Source organism: Rathayibacter sp. AY1A3, from assembly GCF_002930975.1.
Taxonomy (GTDB): Bacteria; Actinomycetota; Actinomycetes; order Actinomycetales; family Microbacteriaceae; genus Rathayibacter.
On sequence record NZ_PSTO01000057.1, the window covers coordinates 1 to 14,535 of the forward strand.

Genomic DNA, 14,535 nt, shown 5'->3' on the forward strand with positions numbered 1-14,535 from the left:
ATCCCGACGAGTGCTCCGAAGACCGGCCCGACCGGCCTCGCCATCGCCGCACTCGTCGTCGGCATCGTCGCGTTCCTCGTCGGCCTCGTGCCGGTCTTCGGAGCACTCGTCGGGATCGCCGCCGTCGTCCTGGGCATCCTCGCCCTCCGCCGCGGTCAGTCGAAGGCGATGTCGATCACCGGCGTCGTCCTCGGCGGTCTGGCCGTCCTCGCCTCGCTCCTGACGACGATCGGCTTCGGAGCCGCCGTGAACTCCGCCTCGAGCGACCGCCCGGCGGCCGTGATCGTCGAGTCGTCCGAGCCCACGACCGCTCCCGTCGTGCCGGCCACGGAGGAGGCGGAGGTCGTCGAGACGGCGGAGCCCGCACCCGTCGAGACGGCGGAGCCCGCACCCGTCGAGACGGTCGCCCCTGCCCCGGCGCCTGTCGAGACGGCGGCTGCTGCGCAGGTCTCGCCCGAGTTCGCCTCGGCACTCATCAAGGCGCAGAGCTACTCCGAGATGCTCCACATGAGCAAGGCGGGCCTGTACGGCCAGCTCACCTCCGAGTACGGGGAGCAGTTCTCGCCCGAGGCCGCGCAGTACGCGGTGGACACCGTCTCCGCCGACTGGAACGCCAACGCGCTGGCGAAGGCCAAGGACTACCAGGCCCAGATGGCGATGGCGCCGGAGGCCATCCGCGACCAGCTGACCAGCGAGTACGGGGAGCAGTTCACGAGCGACGAGGCCGACTACGCCATCGCGCACCTGAACGACTAGTCCCACTCGGACCGTCGCGGCACTGCGCGGCCACTGAGCAGGTCCTCCCGGAGCGCGCCGCCGTCCGTCGCCCACGACCCGGGCGACGGAGGGCGGCGGACCACCGGAGCCGGTTCAGGCCAGGACGGCGAGGGTGACGGGGAGCGCCTCGCTCCACCTGCCGGTCAGCCGCTCCTCGCCCTCGAGGAACGGCGGCGCGAGGACCCGCGCGAGGACGAGAGTCAGACCGTCGGCCGAGGTCGTGGTGGTCCGTGCGTCGCTGCGGACGAGCACCGTCGACGGCGGCCCGGACGCTCCGGCGCCTGATCCGCTGCCCTGCACCGTCGCGGTCGGCGGGCGGACGATGCGCTGCCCGTCCTCCTCGAAATGCTGCTCGACCTCCCGGGCGCCGGTGCGGATCGCCGTGGCGAAGGCGGCGATCGCGACGGGGTCGCCGGCACCGTCGTAGACCCAGCGACGACCGAGGACGGTGTGCTCGACGGTCGCGAGGAGATGCGCGTCACCGCCGGCGAGAGGCGAGCCGCGGTAGGTCAGCGGCACTTGGAGCGGCGGCTGCCCGGTCGACTGGACGATCAGCGTCTCCACTCCCACCTCGCCATCGGGGTCGTCGAACCGGTAGGCGCCGAGCTGCGTGAATCCGCCGCCCTCGCACCAGGGCTGCGTCGGCGCCCATGCCTCCACGATCTCGAGCTTCCCGGGGGTGATCGTCGCACGGTGCAGAAGGGCCATGCACCGAGAGTAGAGCCGGCCGATCCGTCCGGAGGAGTGCCCGTCAGCGAGCGGCGCCCGCCGTCGCCGACTCGGGCAGGCTGCTCATCGGGAGCGTGTACTCGCCCTTCAGCGCCGAGATCCAGACCGTGGTCGGGGCGACGGCGGCGAAGTTCGAGTTGAGCAGCGCCATCAGCGTGGTGTGCAGGGAGTGCGCGTCGATCGTGCCGGCGTCGTTCGAGATCGCGATCGCGCCCGTCGCGTCCGAGAGGACCTCGGCGCGGAGCCCGTGCGTCTCGGCCTCGGCGGCCGAGGCGAGGATGCAGTTGTTGGTCATGTAGCCGACGAGGGTGATCGTGTCGACGTCGTGCTCGCGGAGCCAGTCGAGCAGGTCGGTCCCTGCGAAGACCGTGCCGAACTGCTTCGTGACGTTCTTCCACGAATCCGAGCGGCGCTTCTCGATCTCCGGGTGCAGCGCGAAGGACGGACCCGACGGGTCGAAGATCGGCGCTCCTTCGCCCGCGCTGTGCTGGACGACGGCGATCGGGAGGCCCGCCGCGGCGGCGGAGTCCAGAGCGGCGGCGATCCTCGGCAGCGACTGCGCGTGCGGCGGGTACTGGATCTCGAGCGGACCGCTGAAGTACTCCTGCTGCACGTCGACGAGGATCAGTGCGCGGCGCGGTGTGGTCATGAGGGGCTCCCATCGGTGGCGGACGTCCCCGATCCTCCCGCCCGGGGCTGGGAGCGGCGGTCAGCCACGCGGCCCGCGACCCGGTCGTGGGCGCAGGCCCACACCTCCTCGTGCTCGAGCGGAGTGAGGACGCCGGCGTCGAGCAGCCGGTCGGCCCGCCGCAGCACGGCCGCGATCGCCGCCTGCTCGGCGACGGCGGGGGAGTCGACGTCCGCGATCACGAGCCGGCGGGCGCAGGCCCGGCGGAGGCGGCGGGTCGAGCGGGCCGAGAGGAGCAGGAGCGACGCGGTCGGCAGGGCGAGCGCGGCCAGCAGGAGGAGCGGCAGCCGGTCGAGCGCGAGCGTCCCGACGGCGCCGGCGGCCGTCACGGCCACGACCAGCTGCGGACCGGCCGCGTGCAGGCGGAGGCGCCTCCGCTCCTCGACGGAGATGCCGGGCGCGAAGACGACGAGCTCGCTCCGGACGACGCCGTACCGGCTCGCACCGACGGTGTGGCGGCCCCAGCGGGGGCCGGCGTCGAGGAGGCGGAGGAGCAGGTGCACGAGCGCCATCGTCAGCCCGCGACGGCGGGTGCGAGGGGATCCTGACGGAACGCGGACGCGTACCGGGCCGATCCGCACGGTCCGCTCGCGCGACGCTCACGACCCCCTCACGACGCGGGATCGCGCGCCGACGTCCCTCCCCAGCCGATTACCCGTGAGGAAAGCGTGAGGATCCGCTCATTCCGGGCGGGCGCGCTCCTCACGGCGAGTAGAAACATCCAGTGACCTCTTCCGTCGTCCGTGGCGACCCCGACGCCCTCGAACCCTCCCCTCTCTCCTCCGCGCGCGCGGGCGGGGTGAAGGCGTGGCTCCTCGAGGGCCTCCGCGACGACTCCGGAGCCCACCCCGGCCCCCACGCGGCCACCGGCAGGACGCACTCGTGGTGGCGCGTCATGTGCCTCACCGGCGTCGACTACTTCTCGACCCTCGGCTACCAGCCGGCCATCGCGGCGCTCGCCGCGGGCCTCGTCTCTCCGCTCGCGACGATCGTCCTGGTGGTGCTGACGCTCCTCGGCGCGCTCCCCGTCTACCGCCGCGTGGCCCGCGAGAGCTTCCGCGGCGAGGGGTCGATCGCGATGCTCGAGCGCCTGCTGCCCTGGTGGGGCGGCAAGCTCTTCGTGCTCGTGCTGCTGGGGTTCGCGGCCACCGACTTCATGATCACGATCACCCTCTCGGCGGCCGACGCGACGGCGCACGCGGTCGAGAACCCGTTCGCCCCCGCCTGGTTCCACGGGGCGGAGGTGCCGCTCACGCTGGGGCTGATCGCCCTGCTGGGGATCGTGTTCCTGCGCGGGTTCCGCGAGGCCATCTCGATCGCGGTCGTGCTCGTGGCCGTGTTCCTCCTGCTCAACGCGATCGTGATCGCCGTGGCGATCGGGCACGTGGCCGAGAACCCCGTCGTCATCGGCGACTGGTGGTCGGCGCTCACGACCCAGCACGGGAATCCGCTGATCATGGTCGGCATCGCGCTCATCGTGTTCCCCAAGCTCGCGCTCGGCCTCTCCGGCTTCGAGACCGGGGTCGCGGTCATGCCGCAGATCCGCGGCGACGCGGGCGACACCGAGGACGCCCCGGTCGGCCGCATCCGCGGGGCGAAGCGGCTGCTCATCACCGCCGCCGTCACGATGTCGGCGTTCCTCATCACCTCGAGCTTCGTCACCACGCTGCTCATCCCGCAGGCGCAGTTCCAGCCGGGCGGCGAGGCCAACGGCCGCGCGCTGGCCTACCTCGCGCACGAGTACCTCGGCGAGGGCTTCGGCACGGTCTACGACGTCGCGACGATCTGCATCCTCTGGTTCGCGGGCGCCTCCGCGCTGGCCGGCCTGCTCAACATCGTCCCGCGCTACCTGCCCCGCTACGGCATGGCTCCGCAGTGGGCCGGCGCCGTCCGTCCGCTCGTGCTGGTCTTCACCGTCGTGGCTTTCGTCATCACGATCCTCTTCCGCGCCGACGTCGACGCGCAGGGCGGCGCCTACGCGACCGGCGTGCTGGTGCTGATCACCTCCGCGTCCGTCGCCGTGTTCCTCTCGGCGAAGCGCAGGAAGCAGCGCAAGCGCGCCGTGGGCTTCGCGGTCATCGCGCTGGTCTTCGTCTACACGACGGTCGTGAACGTGGTCGAGAGGCCCGACGGCGTGCGGATCGCGGCGGTCTTCATCGTCGGCATCCTCTCGGTCTCGCTCGTCTCGCGGGTGCACCGCTCGTTCCAGCTGCGCGCCACCTCCGTGGTGTTCGACGCCGCCGCGATCGACTTCCTCACCACGGACGCCGACGACTACGGCGTGATCCGCATCCTCGCGAACGAGCCCGACGACGGCTCCGAGGCCGAGTACCGGGACAAGCTGGCGGAGGAGCAGCGCGACAGCAACCTGCCCATGCGCGGGCCGGTGCTCTTCCTCGAGGTGCACACCACCGACTCCTCCGACTTCGAGGAGGACCTGGTCGTGCAGGGCCGCGTCTGCCACGGCTTCCGCGTGCTGACGGTGACCAGCGGCAACATCCCGAACACCATCGCCACGGTGCTGCTCGAGATCCGCGACCTCACCGGCGTGATCCCGGACGTCTACTTCGAGTGGACCGAGGGCGGCCCCATCTCGAACATGTTCCGCTTCCTCATCACCGGCACCGGCGAGGTCGCCCCCGTCACCCGCGAGGTCCTCCGCCGCGCGGAGTCCCGCCGCGACCGCCGGCCGGGCGTGCACGTGGGCTGACGCCCGCTGCGCGGCGGGGGCGTGGCGGCGCGGAGGTGCCGCTCCTGCTGCAGGATGCCGCCGAGACGCCGCTCCTGCTGCGGGGTTGCGCCGAGACGCCGCTCCATCGGCGACACACCGCTGCAGGAGCGGTGCGTCGGCGGAGGAGGCGGTGTCCCGGCGCGCGGCCCCGTAGCGTGGGCGCGGGCGCCCGTCGGGGCGCCGACACCGACGAACGGACGACGATGACCCTCGAGGACCAGCGCGCGCACATCCTGACCGGCGCCGTGTACGACGACATGACCCCCGAGCTGGTCGCCGCGCGCGAGCGGGCGGTCCTCGGCTCGAACGCGTACAACGCGAGCTTCGGGCGCCCATCGGTCGAGCGGGAGGCTCTGCTCCGCGAGCTCGTCGCCTCGGTGGGCGCGGACGCGCACCTCGAGCCGACGTTCCGCTGCGAGTTCGGGTTCAACATCACGATCGGCGACCGCTTCTACGCGAACTTCGACTGCATCCTGCTCGACGGCGCCCCCATCACGATCGGCGACGACGTGCTGTTCGGCCCGCGCGTCTCGATCTACACGTCGAACCACGCCCTCGACCCGGCTGAGCGCGCGGCCGGCGCCTGCACCGCGAAGCCGGTCGTCGTCGGCGATGGCGTCTGGATCGGCGGCGGCGTCACTATCAACCAGGGCGTCACCATCGGCGACGGGGCCGTGATCGGCTCGGGCAGCGTCGTCACCCGCGACGTCCCTCCGCTCACCATCGCGGCCGGCGTCCCCGCCCGCGTCCTCCGCTCGATCACCCCCGACGACCGGACCGGCTACCGCCCGGCCCACTGACGCCGGCCCACGCCGTCCCCGAGACGTCGGCCCCGAGACGCCGCGGGACGGCTCCCGGCCTCGCGGCGATCCGCCCTCAGGACTTCACGGTCGACAGGGGCTCGGTGATGCTCTCGAGGCTGCGGCGCTCGGCGTCGACGCCGAAGATCAGGGCGATCACGCCGCCGAGGATCATCACGGCGGCGCCGACGAAGTAGCCGATCGTCAGCGGACCGCGGTCGCTGCCGTCGCCGATCAGGGCGCCGTAGAGGGCGGGGGCGACCGCTCCGGCGATCTGGCCGAGGGTGAAGAAGTACGAGATCGCCTGGCTGCGCAGCTCGAGCGGGAAGATCTCGCTCACGGTGAGGTAGGCGCTCGAGGCTCCCGCGGAGGCGAAGAAGAACGACACGCACCAGAGGATCGTCTGCGTCGTCGCGGTCAGGACGTCCATGCTGAAGAGGACCGCCGAGACGGCCAGGACCGCTCCCGAGACGCCGTAGGTGAGGAAGATCATCTTCCGCCGGCCCCACACGTCGAACAGGTGGCCGAGCACCAGCGGCCCGACGAGGTTGCCGATCGCGAACGGGAAGAAGAAGTACGAGATCGCGCTCTGCTCGACTCCGTAGAAGTTCTCGAGCACCAGCGCGTAGGTGAAGAAGATCGCGTTGTAGAGGAACGACTGGGTGATCATCATCGTCGCGCCCACCAGCGTCCGCTTCGGGTACTGCCGCAGCAGCACCCTGGCGATGGTGCGGAACGGGATGCTCTCCGTCGCCTTCACGGTGATCGCCTTCGCGTCGTCGACCGGCTCGAGCACGCCGCCCTCCGCCTCCACTCGGCGCTCGATCTCGTCGACGGTGCGCTCCGCCTCCTCCTCGCGGCCGTGCGTCATCAGCCAGCGGGGGCTCTCGGGGATGTGGCGGCGCAGGTAGATGATCGCCAGGCCGAGGATCGGGCCGAGGAAGAAGCCGAGGCGCCAGCCGACGTTCTCGGCGAAGAGCGCGTCGTTCAGGAAGAACAGGTTGGCCGCGGAGCCCAGAGCCGCGCCGCCCCAGTACGTGCCGTTGATCGCGATGTCGACGCGGCCGCGGTACTTGGAGGGGATGAGCTCGTCGATCGCGGAGTTGATCGCCGCGTACTCGCCGCCGATCCCCATGCCCGCGAAGAAGCGGAACACGGCGAGGAAGACGTAGTTCGGCGCGAGCCCCGCCAGGCCGCTGGCGACCAGGTAGATGACGAGCGTCAGGATGAACAGCTTGCGCCGCCCGAGCTTGTCGCTCAGCCGCCCGAAGATCAGGGCGCCCGCGATCTGGCCGCACAGGTAGATCGTGCCGAGCAGGCCGACCTCGAAGGCCGAGAGCCCGAACTCCTTCGCGAAGCCGGCGGAGGCGACGATCTGGATCTCGAGTCCGTCCAGCACCCACGAGAAGCCGAGGCCGACGACGATCGACCAGTGGAAGCGGGTCCAGGGGAGCCTGTCGATGCGGGCGGGCACGAGGCTCCGGACCGGGCCGCGCGGACTGGTGGATGTCGACATGGCGAGCGCCTTCCTGTCGCCCCGGCGTCGTTGCGGAGGAACGCTGTCCCGAGCGCGGCGAGACGACACTAGACCCGCCGGCGGCTCCATATCGCCGGGCTATTCACCCCTTGTCACGGATCGCCGAGCGGGTGTATCCCGGGCATCGGTGCCCACCCGGAGGCGGAGCGAGGCGCGGTGGACGCGAGCCCGGATCCGTCCCGCGGGGCCTGACACCGCCCGCCTCCTCGGCCTAGCGTGGAGGCATGATCGACGCGACGCCCGCGGGCACCCCCACCTACGTCCTCAGCGAGGGGCCCGTCTGGGATCCGGACACCGCCCGCCTCACCTGGGTCGACATCGAGGCCGGCGCGGTCCTGTCCGCCCCCGTCACCGCGGAGGGGATCGGAGCGATCTCGCGCACCGACGTCGGCGAGCAGGTCGGCGCCGCGCTGCCCCTGGGCGACGGGCGGACGCTCGTCGCGCTGACCCGACGGCTCGCGATCCTGGAGGTCGACGGCTCCCTCACGCGCGGCTCCGAGCTGCTGCCGGAGGGGCACCGCTTCAACGACGGCACGATCGACCCGCAGGGGCGCCTCCTGGTCGGCTCGCTGACCCTCGGCGAGTCGGCGGGCGACGACGTCCTGCTGCGCATCGAGCACGACGGATCCGTCACCGTGCTCGACGACGACCTGCGGCTCTCGAACGGACTCGGCTTCTCGCCGGACGGCTCTGTGCTGTACTCGGCCGACACCGAGTCGGGCGTGATCCACCGCCGCTCCTACGCGGACGCCGAGCACGGCCCGCGCGAGCCGTTCGTCGAGCTCGAGGAGGGCGTGTTCGCCGATGGACTGACCGTGGACGCCGACGGCCGCGTGTGGGTCGCGGTCTGGGGCGGGAGCGGCGTCCGCGTGTTCGAGGCCGACGGCAGCCCGGTCGAGGGCGAGGGCATCAGGATCGACGCCCCGCACTCCTCCAGCATCGCCTTCGCGGGCGAGGACCTGGACATCGCGGTCGTCACCTCCGCATCACGCGACCTCTCGGCGGACGAGCGGGCGCGTCATCCGCACGCCGGCGGACTGTGGATCGCGCAGCCCGGAGCCCGCGGCCGCGCCGCCACGCGCTGGGTGGAGGGCCCTCTGCCCTAGGGGCGGCCGGTCGCCCGTCAGACGGCGGGCGTCGTCGGCGGGCTCGGCTCCGACGCGGGCTGCGGCACGAGGGTCAGCCGCGAGATGCGGTAGCGGTCCGTCTCGGCCACGCGGAGCAGGTGGTCGCCGACGAGCACGGAGTCGCCCACGACGGCCACACGGCCGATCCGGTCGAGCACGAATCCGCCGACCGTCTCGTACGGGCCCTCGGGCAGCTCGATGCCCAGCTGCTCCGCCAGATCCTCGAGGATCATCCCGCCGTCGACGTCGTGCAGCTGCTCGGCCGCCTTCGCGTCGACCGCCTGGCGGGCGCCGTCGTACTCGTCGTAGATCTCGCCGACGAGCTCCTCGAGCAGGTCCTCCAGCGTGATGATGCCGTCGGTTCCCCCGTACTCGTCGATGACGACGGCGATCTGGTGGCCGTCCTGGCGCATGGTGCGCAGGGCCGCGAGCACCTTCGTCGTGCCGGGGACCGCGAGGATCGGGCGGGTGATGTCGGCGACGCTGCTCGCGGTGCCGGCGCGGCCCGCCTCCGGGAACGCGGACATCAGGTCGCGCACGTGGACGAAGCCGAGCACGTCGTCGAAGTCGTCGCCGACCACCGGGTAGCGCGAGTGCGGCTGGTCGAGGACCGCCGCGTAGCCCTCGGCCACGCTGAGCGCGCCGCGGAGGAAGTCGACGTCCGGGCGCGGGCGCATCACCTCGGCGACGCGGCGGTCGTCCGCGCGGAAGATGTCGGTGAGCAGCCGGCGGCTGTCCTCGTGGATCTCGGTGTTGCTGGAGATCATGTCGCGCACCTCGTCGGCCGAGACGCTCTCGCCCTTCTCGCGCGGGTCGGCGCCGAGGAGGCGGACGACGGCGTCGGTCGAGACGGACAGCAGCCAGATCACGGGGCGCATCAGGCGCGCGAGGGCGTTGAGCGGGGGCGCGAGGGCCTTGGTGAACGCGACGGACTTCTGCATCGCCAGGCGCTTGGGGACCAGCTCGCCCAGCACCAGGGAGAGGTACGCGATGACGAGGGTCATCAGGATCAGGGCGACGGTCGAGGCGGCGGAGGCCGAGAGGCCGAGCGACTGCAGCGGCGGCACGAGGTCGGGCGCGATGGTCGAGGCGCCGTACGCCGAGGAGAAGAAGCCGGCGAGCGTGACGCCGATCTGGACCGCGGAGAGGAACGTGTTGGGGTTGCGGACGAGCTCGGCGATGCGCCGGCCGCGCTCGCTGCCGGCCTCGATCGCGCGGACCTGGCTCTCGCGGAGGCTGACGATGGCCATCTCGGTGCCCGCGAAGACGCCTCCGAGGAGGACGAACAGCACGACGAGGCCGATGTTGAGGAGGGTGTCGAGATCCACGCCGACCAGAGTAGGGATGCCGGCCGTGAGAACGCCTCGTGGACTCTCAGGGAGCGGCCGGGCACGCGCGACTCCGCGGGAGTCGCGGTAGTCGCTCGCGAGACCGGCGACCCGGGAGGAGTCGCGGGGGCGGGCGGGACGACGCCCCCGCCCGCCCGCCCGCTCAGGACGCGTCGGCCGGGCGCACGCCGATCGTGAGGATGAGGTTCGCGTAGATGCGGCGGTCGCCCGAGGCGATGGTGAGCGCGACGTCGGGGGTGCGCGCTTCGGCGTAGAAGGCGTGCCGCTCGAGCGAGGTGAAGGGGACGCCGTCGAGGGACCGGCGGAAGGCGTCCTGCGCGGGGACGTCGATGCCGGGCGCGGGGGTCATGACCGTCGCCTCCTCGACGACGATCGCCGAGAGCAGGGCGTCGAGGATCTCGTCGACGGTCAGCATGTCGGGCCGGAGGTTCAGGTGCACCAGCGCGGAGTTCGGTCCGAGCGTGGTGCCGACGGGGTAGTTGCCGTCGGCGATGAGGACGCGGGAGCCGTGGCCCGCGCGGGCGAGCGCGTGCAGGATCTCGGGGTGGAGGAGGGTCGTGGTCAGCAAGAGGAGCTCCTAGAGGTCGTGGAGGTGGGCGACGGACGAGCCGGCGAGCAGGCGGCCGGGGAGCCTCCGCTCCTGGGGACCGGGCTGCTCCGCCCCGGAGTCGAGGCGGAGGCGGACGAGGGCGGCGGCCTCGGCGGCGATCGCCTCCGTCGGCTGGGCGATCGTGGTCAGGTGCGGGCGGACCACGCGGGCCAGCTCGACGTTGTCGAAGCCGACGACGGAGAGGTCCGTCGGCACGCGCAGTCCGGAGTCGCCGAGGGCGATCAGGGCGCCGACCGTCAGCTCGCGGTTGCTCGCGAACAGGGCGGTCGGCCGGGGGCTCAGGGCGAGGATCCGCTCGACGGCGACGACTCCGCTCTCGACCGTCAGCGGGCCGCGCACCACGGCGTCGGCGGCGGGGTGGACGCCGCGCTCGGCCAGGGCGGCGAGGAAGCCGGCGGTCCGCTCCCGGGTGGAGGACACTCCGTCCTCCCCGCCGAGCACCGCGATCGAGCGGTGGCCGTGGTCGAGGAGGTGGCGGGCGGCGGAGGCGCCGGCGCCCGCGTTGTCGAGCGCGACGCGATCGGTGACCAGTGCGTCGTCGATCCAGTCGACGGCCACCACGGGGGTGCCCTGCTCGGAGGCGCGGCGCAGCGCGTCGACGTCGCCCGCGGACGGCACCGCCACGATCCCGTCGACCATCTTCTCGAGCAGCAGGTCGACCGCGGCTCCCGGCTCGGGGCGGCTCACGCCGACCAGCACGCCGATGCCCTCCTCGCGCAGGGCCCGCTCGAGGCCCGCGATGATCGAGAGGTGGAACTCGTTGTCGAGGGCGGGCAGCAGCACCCCGACCGTGCGGGAGCGCCGCGAGCGCAGGCCGCGCGCGAAGCCGTTGACGCGGAAGCCGACCTCAGCGGCCGCCGCCTCGATCGCCGCCCGGTTCTCGGGGCGCACGGGGAGCCCGTTGTAGTGCTTCGAGATGGTCGAGAGCGAGAGGCCGGTCAGCCGCTGCAGGTCCTTGTAGGTGGCCACGTCACAGGGTGGCGCGGGGCGAGCCGTAGCCGCTCCAGCCCGGGATCGTGCCGTCGGCGTCCCACAGGTCGAGCCAGCCGGTGCTGCCGGGCCAGAGGAAGACCTGGCCCTTGATCAGCCGGTTGTTGCGCTCGGCGCCGCGCAGCGCCTCCTGCTCCTCGGCCGTGAGCACCAGGGAGGCGGCGGCCAGGTTCGCCTCGATCTGCTCCGGCTTCACCGCGAACGGGATCGGGATCTGGCCGCGGTTCACCGCCCAGGCGAGGCACACGACGGCCGGATGCACGCCCCGCTCCTCGGCGATCGCCCGCACCGCGGGGTGCTCGATGTCGACGATGTCGCCCTCCACCCGGTCGCGCTCGGGCCGCGACGGCGAGCCCAGCGGCGAGTAGCCGATCGGCTGGATGCGGTGGTCGAGGCAGAAGCGGAACAGCTCCGGCTGCTGGAAGCAGGGGTGCAGCTCCATCTCGTTCAGCTGCGGGGCGATGCGGACGTCGGCGAGGATCCGCTCGAGCTTGGGGATCGTGACGTTGGAGGTGCCGAGGTGCCGGACGAGGCCCCGGTCGACCAGGCTCTCGAGCGCGCGCCAGGTCTCGAGGAACGCCTCGTGGACGTAGGGGCGGGCGTGCGGATCGCGCGCGTCGGTCTCGGCGTGCGGCGGGTGGTGGTTCGGGAAGGGCCAGTGCACGAAGACGGCGTCGAGCACGTCGAGGCCGAGGTCGGCGAGCGAGCGCTCGACGGAGGCGACGGCCGCCGCGGGCTCGTGCGCGTCGTTCCAGATCTTCGACATGACGAAGAGCTCGTCTCGGTCGACTCCGGAGTCGGCGATCGCCCGGCCGACGCGCGGCTCGTTGCCGTAGACGGTGGCGCAGTCGAGGAGGCGGAAGCCGGCGCGGAGGGAGTGCTCGACCGCGAGGCCGACGGTCTCGGCGTCGTAGCGGTCGGAGCCGAACGTCCCGGCGCCGATCGCGGGGATGCGGCTGCCGCTCGCGAGGACGCGGTGGCTCGGCGGAGTGGGGGCCATGCGGATCCTCCTGGTGCGGCGGCGGGGGCGAAACGTTACGCTTCACGGTAGGCGGGGGAGGGTAGCGGCGTCAACGATGCTGTGGACCGAGGTGCGTAACGTTTCGGGCGGTGGGTGCTTTCGTCCTCCGTCCCTGCCCCGCCTCCCTCGAGAGTCCAGTAGTCGTCGCACTCGAGCGCGACTGCGACGACTCCTGGACTCGCGAGCCGCGCGCTCGGCTCCCTCGCGCGAGAACTCAGGAGTCGTCGCACTCGAGGTCGACTGCGACGACTCGTGGACTGTCGAGCGGTGCGGCTGACGCGTGCGAGCTGTGCGCCGGCCCTCCGTGCGGGCACGCTCCCGCGAGAACTCAGGAGTCGTCGCACTCGAGCGCGACTGCGACGACTCCTGGACTGTCGAGAAGAGCCCCGCCCCTCCGCTCAGACCAGCCGGCGCGACTCCTCCGTGACCACGCGGAACCAGCGCGCGCCGTAGCCGTCGAGGGGCACCGACACGGCGCCGTCCTCGCCGAGCGGGAGCGACTCGCCGCCGAGGGAGTCGACCAGCCGCGCCCCGGCGGGGGTGTCGGGGAGCGTCAGGTGCGCCGTGCGCGGGTTCGACGCCAGGTTGTGCACCGCGACGGTCGTGCCGGTCGACGCGGACATCCGGTGCGCGAGCACGCTCGGCTCGTCGCAGGGGAGGTGCGTGTACTCGCCCCAGCCGATCTCCGGCGACCGCCGGTACAGCCAGGCGAGGCCCTTCACGTGGGCTAGGAGGGAGTCCGGATCCTGGAGCTGCGCGGCCGCGTTCACGTGCTCGGGTCCGAAGCCGCCGCCGGGAGGGGCGGCGATCAGGTCGGAGGCATCGGCGCGCGAGAACCCGCCGTTGGCGGCGCTGCTCCACTGCATCGGGGTCCGCACGGCGCTCCGACCCGGGATGTCGGCGTTCTCGCCCATCCCGATCTCCTCGCCGTAGTAGAGCACCGGGGTCCCGGGCAGCGAGAAGACGAGGCTGTGGACCAGGCGGACGCGGCGCGGGTCGCCGTCGACCATCGGCGGGAGGCGGCGGACGATGCCGCGCCCGTGGATCCGCTGCGACTGCTCCGGAGCGAACGCCGCGAAGACCTCGTCGCGCTCGTCGTCGCTCAGCTGGTCGAGGGTGAGCTCGTCGTGGTTGCGCGCGAAGTTCGCCCACTGACTGCCGACGGAGATCTCGGGGCGGCTCGCGAGCGCCTCGACGAGCGGCGCCGCCTCCTCGCGGGCCAGCGCGAGGTAGAGGCGCTGGTTGCCGATGAAGTCGAACTGCATCGACAGCTCGTCCGCGTCCTCGCCGCCGAAGAAGCCGAGCTGCTCCTCGCGGGTCACGTTGACCTCGCCCAGCAGCATCGCCTCGCCGGAGCGCCGCGAGACGAAGCGGCGCAGCAGGCGCAGCCACTCGTGCTCGTCGCGGGCGCCGGGCTCGATCAGGTACGGCACCGCGTCGACCCGGAAGCCGTCGACGCCCAGCTGCAGCCAGAACCCGATGAGCTTCGCGATCTCGTCGCGCACGGCCGGGTTCTCGGTGTTGAGGTCGGGCTGGTGCCGGTAGAAGTGGTGCAGGTAGTACTGGCCCGCCTCCTCGTCACGGAACCAGACGCCGTCCTCCGCGTCCGGGAACACGTTCGCGGGCTGATCGGCGGGCGGCTCGTCGCGCCAGACGTAGTAGTCGCGGTACGGGCTGTCGGGGGAGGAGCGGGCGGCCTGGAACCAGGGGTGCTGGTCCGAGGTGTGGTTGACGACGAGGTCGACGATCACGCGCATCCCGCGGTCGTGGGCGGTCCGGATCACCTCGACGACGTCGCCGTGGTGCCCGAAGCGCTCGTCCACTCCGTAGAAGTCGCTGATGTCGTAGCCGTTGTCGCGGCCGGGGGACCGGTAGAACGGCGCGAGCCAGAGGCAGCTGACGCCGAGCTCGGCCAGGTAGTCGATCCGGTGGACGAGGCCCTCGAGGTCGCCGACGCCGTCGTCGTCCCAGTCCATGAACGTCTTCACGTCGAGGTTGTAGAAGACGGCGGTGCGCCACCACAGGTCGCTGGTGTCGGTGACCCTCATGCGCGGGGCTCCGGGCGGGAGGAGGCGGAGGGTGCGGACGAACAGCTCGGGGCAGTGCGCGAGCGGGTCCTGGGCGTCGAGCGGATGCATGCCCTCACCCTAGGTCGCGGGCGCCGGGCGCGACGCGT

At 72.4% G+C, this 14,535-nt stretch carries 13 protein-coding genes; 4 read left to right on the forward strand and 9 right to left on the reverse strand.

Annotated elements, in window-relative coordinates; genetic code table 11:
• The coding region (locus C5C10_RS16730) for an Ltp family lipoprotein (protein ID WP_308470989.1) at positions 1-756 on the forward strand (756 nt) is incomplete at its 5' end.
• Between the two features lie 114 nt (positions 757-870).
• Here C5C10_RS16730 and C5C10_RS16735 read toward each other — a convergent pair.
• The 3 genes from C5C10_RS16735 to C5C10_RS16745 are packed head-to-tail and all read right to left on the reverse strand — an operon-like array spanning position 871 to position 2,697.
• On the reverse strand, positions 871-1,485 hold the full coding sequence (locus C5C10_RS16735; RefSeq protein ID WP_104227321.1) for a hypothetical protein: 615 nt from the start codon (positions 1,483-1,485) through the stop codon (positions 871-873).
• 43 nt (positions 1,486-1,528) lie between these two features.
• A complete protein-coding gene (locus tag C5C10_RS16740; RefSeq protein ID WP_104329824.1) occupies positions 1,529-2,155 on the reverse strand; it encodes an isochorismatase family protein in 627 nt (208 codons plus the stop codon).
• Complete coding sequence (locus tag C5C10_RS16745) at positions 2,152-2,697, reverse strand: DUF6611 family protein (protein ID WP_146082190.1); 546 nt, start codon at positions 2,695-2,697, stop codon at positions 2,152-2,154. Before C5C10_RS16745 ends, C5C10_RS16740 begins: the two co-directional genes overlap by 4 nt.
• Positions 2,698-2,918: 221 nt before the next feature.
• Between C5C10_RS16745 and C5C10_RS16750 the strand changes: the two genes are divergently transcribed.
• Both C5C10_RS16750 and C5C10_RS16755 read left to right on the forward strand, forming a co-directional pair.
• Positions 2,919-4,904: an amino acid permease gene (locus tag C5C10_RS16750; protein WP_374953358.1), complete on the forward strand. Its 1,986-nt coding sequence runs from the start codon at positions 2,919-2,921 to the stop codon at positions 4,902-4,904.
• Positions 4,905-5,128: 224 nt separating this feature from the next.
• Entirely contained in the window at positions 5,129-5,725 is a 597-nt protein-coding gene (locus C5C10_RS16755) for a sugar O-acetyltransferase (protein ID WP_104329828.1), read from the forward strand.
• A 76-nt stretch (positions 5,726-5,801) separates the two neighbouring features.
• On the opposite strand, the gene C5C10_RS16760 is transcribed toward C5C10_RS16755, so the two are convergent.
• Positions 5,802-7,241, reverse strand: a complete 1,440-nt coding sequence (locus C5C10_RS16760) for an MFS transporter (RefSeq protein ID WP_104225083.1) — start codon at positions 7,239-7,241, stop codon at positions 5,802-5,804.
• 245 nt (positions 7,242-7,486) lie between these two features.
• On the opposite strand from C5C10_RS16760, the gene C5C10_RS16765 reads away from it, so the two are divergent.
• Positions 7,487-8,368, forward strand: a complete 882-nt coding sequence (locus C5C10_RS16765; RefSeq protein ID WP_104239634.1) for an SMP-30/gluconolactonase/LRE family protein — start codon at positions 7,487-7,489, stop codon at positions 8,366-8,368.
• Positions 8,369-8,385: 17 nt separating this feature from the next.
• On the opposite strand, the gene C5C10_RS16770 is transcribed toward C5C10_RS16765, so the two are convergent.
• From C5C10_RS16770 to C5C10_RS16790, 5 genes are all read right to left on the reverse strand, one after another.
• On the reverse strand, positions 8,386-9,717 hold the full coding sequence (locus C5C10_RS16770) for a hemolysin family protein (RefSeq protein ID WP_104227326.1): 1,332 nt from the start codon (positions 9,715-9,717) through the stop codon (positions 8,386-8,388).
• A gap of 163 nt (positions 9,718-9,880) precedes the next feature.
• On the reverse strand, positions 9,881-10,306 hold the full coding sequence (locus C5C10_RS16775; RefSeq protein ID WP_104225080.1) for an RbsD/FucU family protein: 426 nt from the start codon (positions 10,304-10,306) through the stop codon (positions 9,881-9,883).
• A 9-nt stretch (positions 10,307-10,315) separates the two neighbouring features.
• Positions 10,316-11,317 carry a LacI family DNA-binding transcriptional regulator gene (locus C5C10_RS16780; protein WP_104329826.1) on the reverse strand — a complete coding sequence of 334 codons (1,002 nt, stop codon included), beginning with the start codon at positions 11,315-11,317 and terminating at the stop codon, positions 10,316-10,318.
• A 1-nt stretch (position 11,318) separates the two neighbouring features.
• Positions 11,319-12,338, reverse strand: coding sequence for an aldo/keto reductase (locus C5C10_RS16785; protein WP_104261686.1), 1,020 nt, complete (start codon positions 12,336-12,338; stop codon positions 11,319-11,321).
• A 419-nt stretch (positions 12,339-12,757) separates the two neighbouring features.
• On the reverse strand, positions 12,758-14,407 hold the full coding sequence (locus C5C10_RS16790) for an alpha-amylase family protein (RefSeq protein ID WP_104329829.1): 1,650 nt from the start codon (positions 14,405-14,407) through the stop codon (positions 12,758-12,760).
• Positions 14,408-14,535: the final 128 nt, after the last annotated feature.

Coding starts and splice junctions, on each gene's coding strand:
- C5C10_RS16755 (WP_104329828.1), top strand. CDS start 5,129: ATGACCCTCGAGGACCAGCGCGCGCACATCCTGACCGGCGCCGTGTAC.
- C5C10_RS16785 (WP_104261686.1), bottom strand. CDS start 12,338: ATGGCCCCCACTCCGCCGAGCCACCGCGTCCTCGCGAGCGGCAGCCGC.
- C5C10_RS16735 (WP_104227321.1), bottom strand. CDS start 1,485: ATGGCCCTTCTGCACCGTGCGACGATCACCCCCGGGAAGCTCGAGATC.
- C5C10_RS16790 (WP_104329829.1), bottom strand. CDS start 14,407: ATGAGGGTCACCGACACCAGCGACCTGTGGTGGCGCACCGCCGTCTTC.
- C5C10_RS16760 (WP_104225083.1), bottom strand. CDS start 7,241: ATGTCGACATCCACCAGTCCGCGCGGCCCGGTCCGGAGCCTCGTGCCC.
- C5C10_RS16765 (WP_104239634.1), top strand. CDS start 7,487: ATGATCGACGCGACGCCCGCGGGCACCCCCACCTACGTCCTCAGCGAG.
- C5C10_RS16740 (WP_104329824.1), bottom strand. CDS start 2,155: ATGACCACACCGCGCCGCGCACTGATCCTCGTCGACGTGCAGCAGGAG.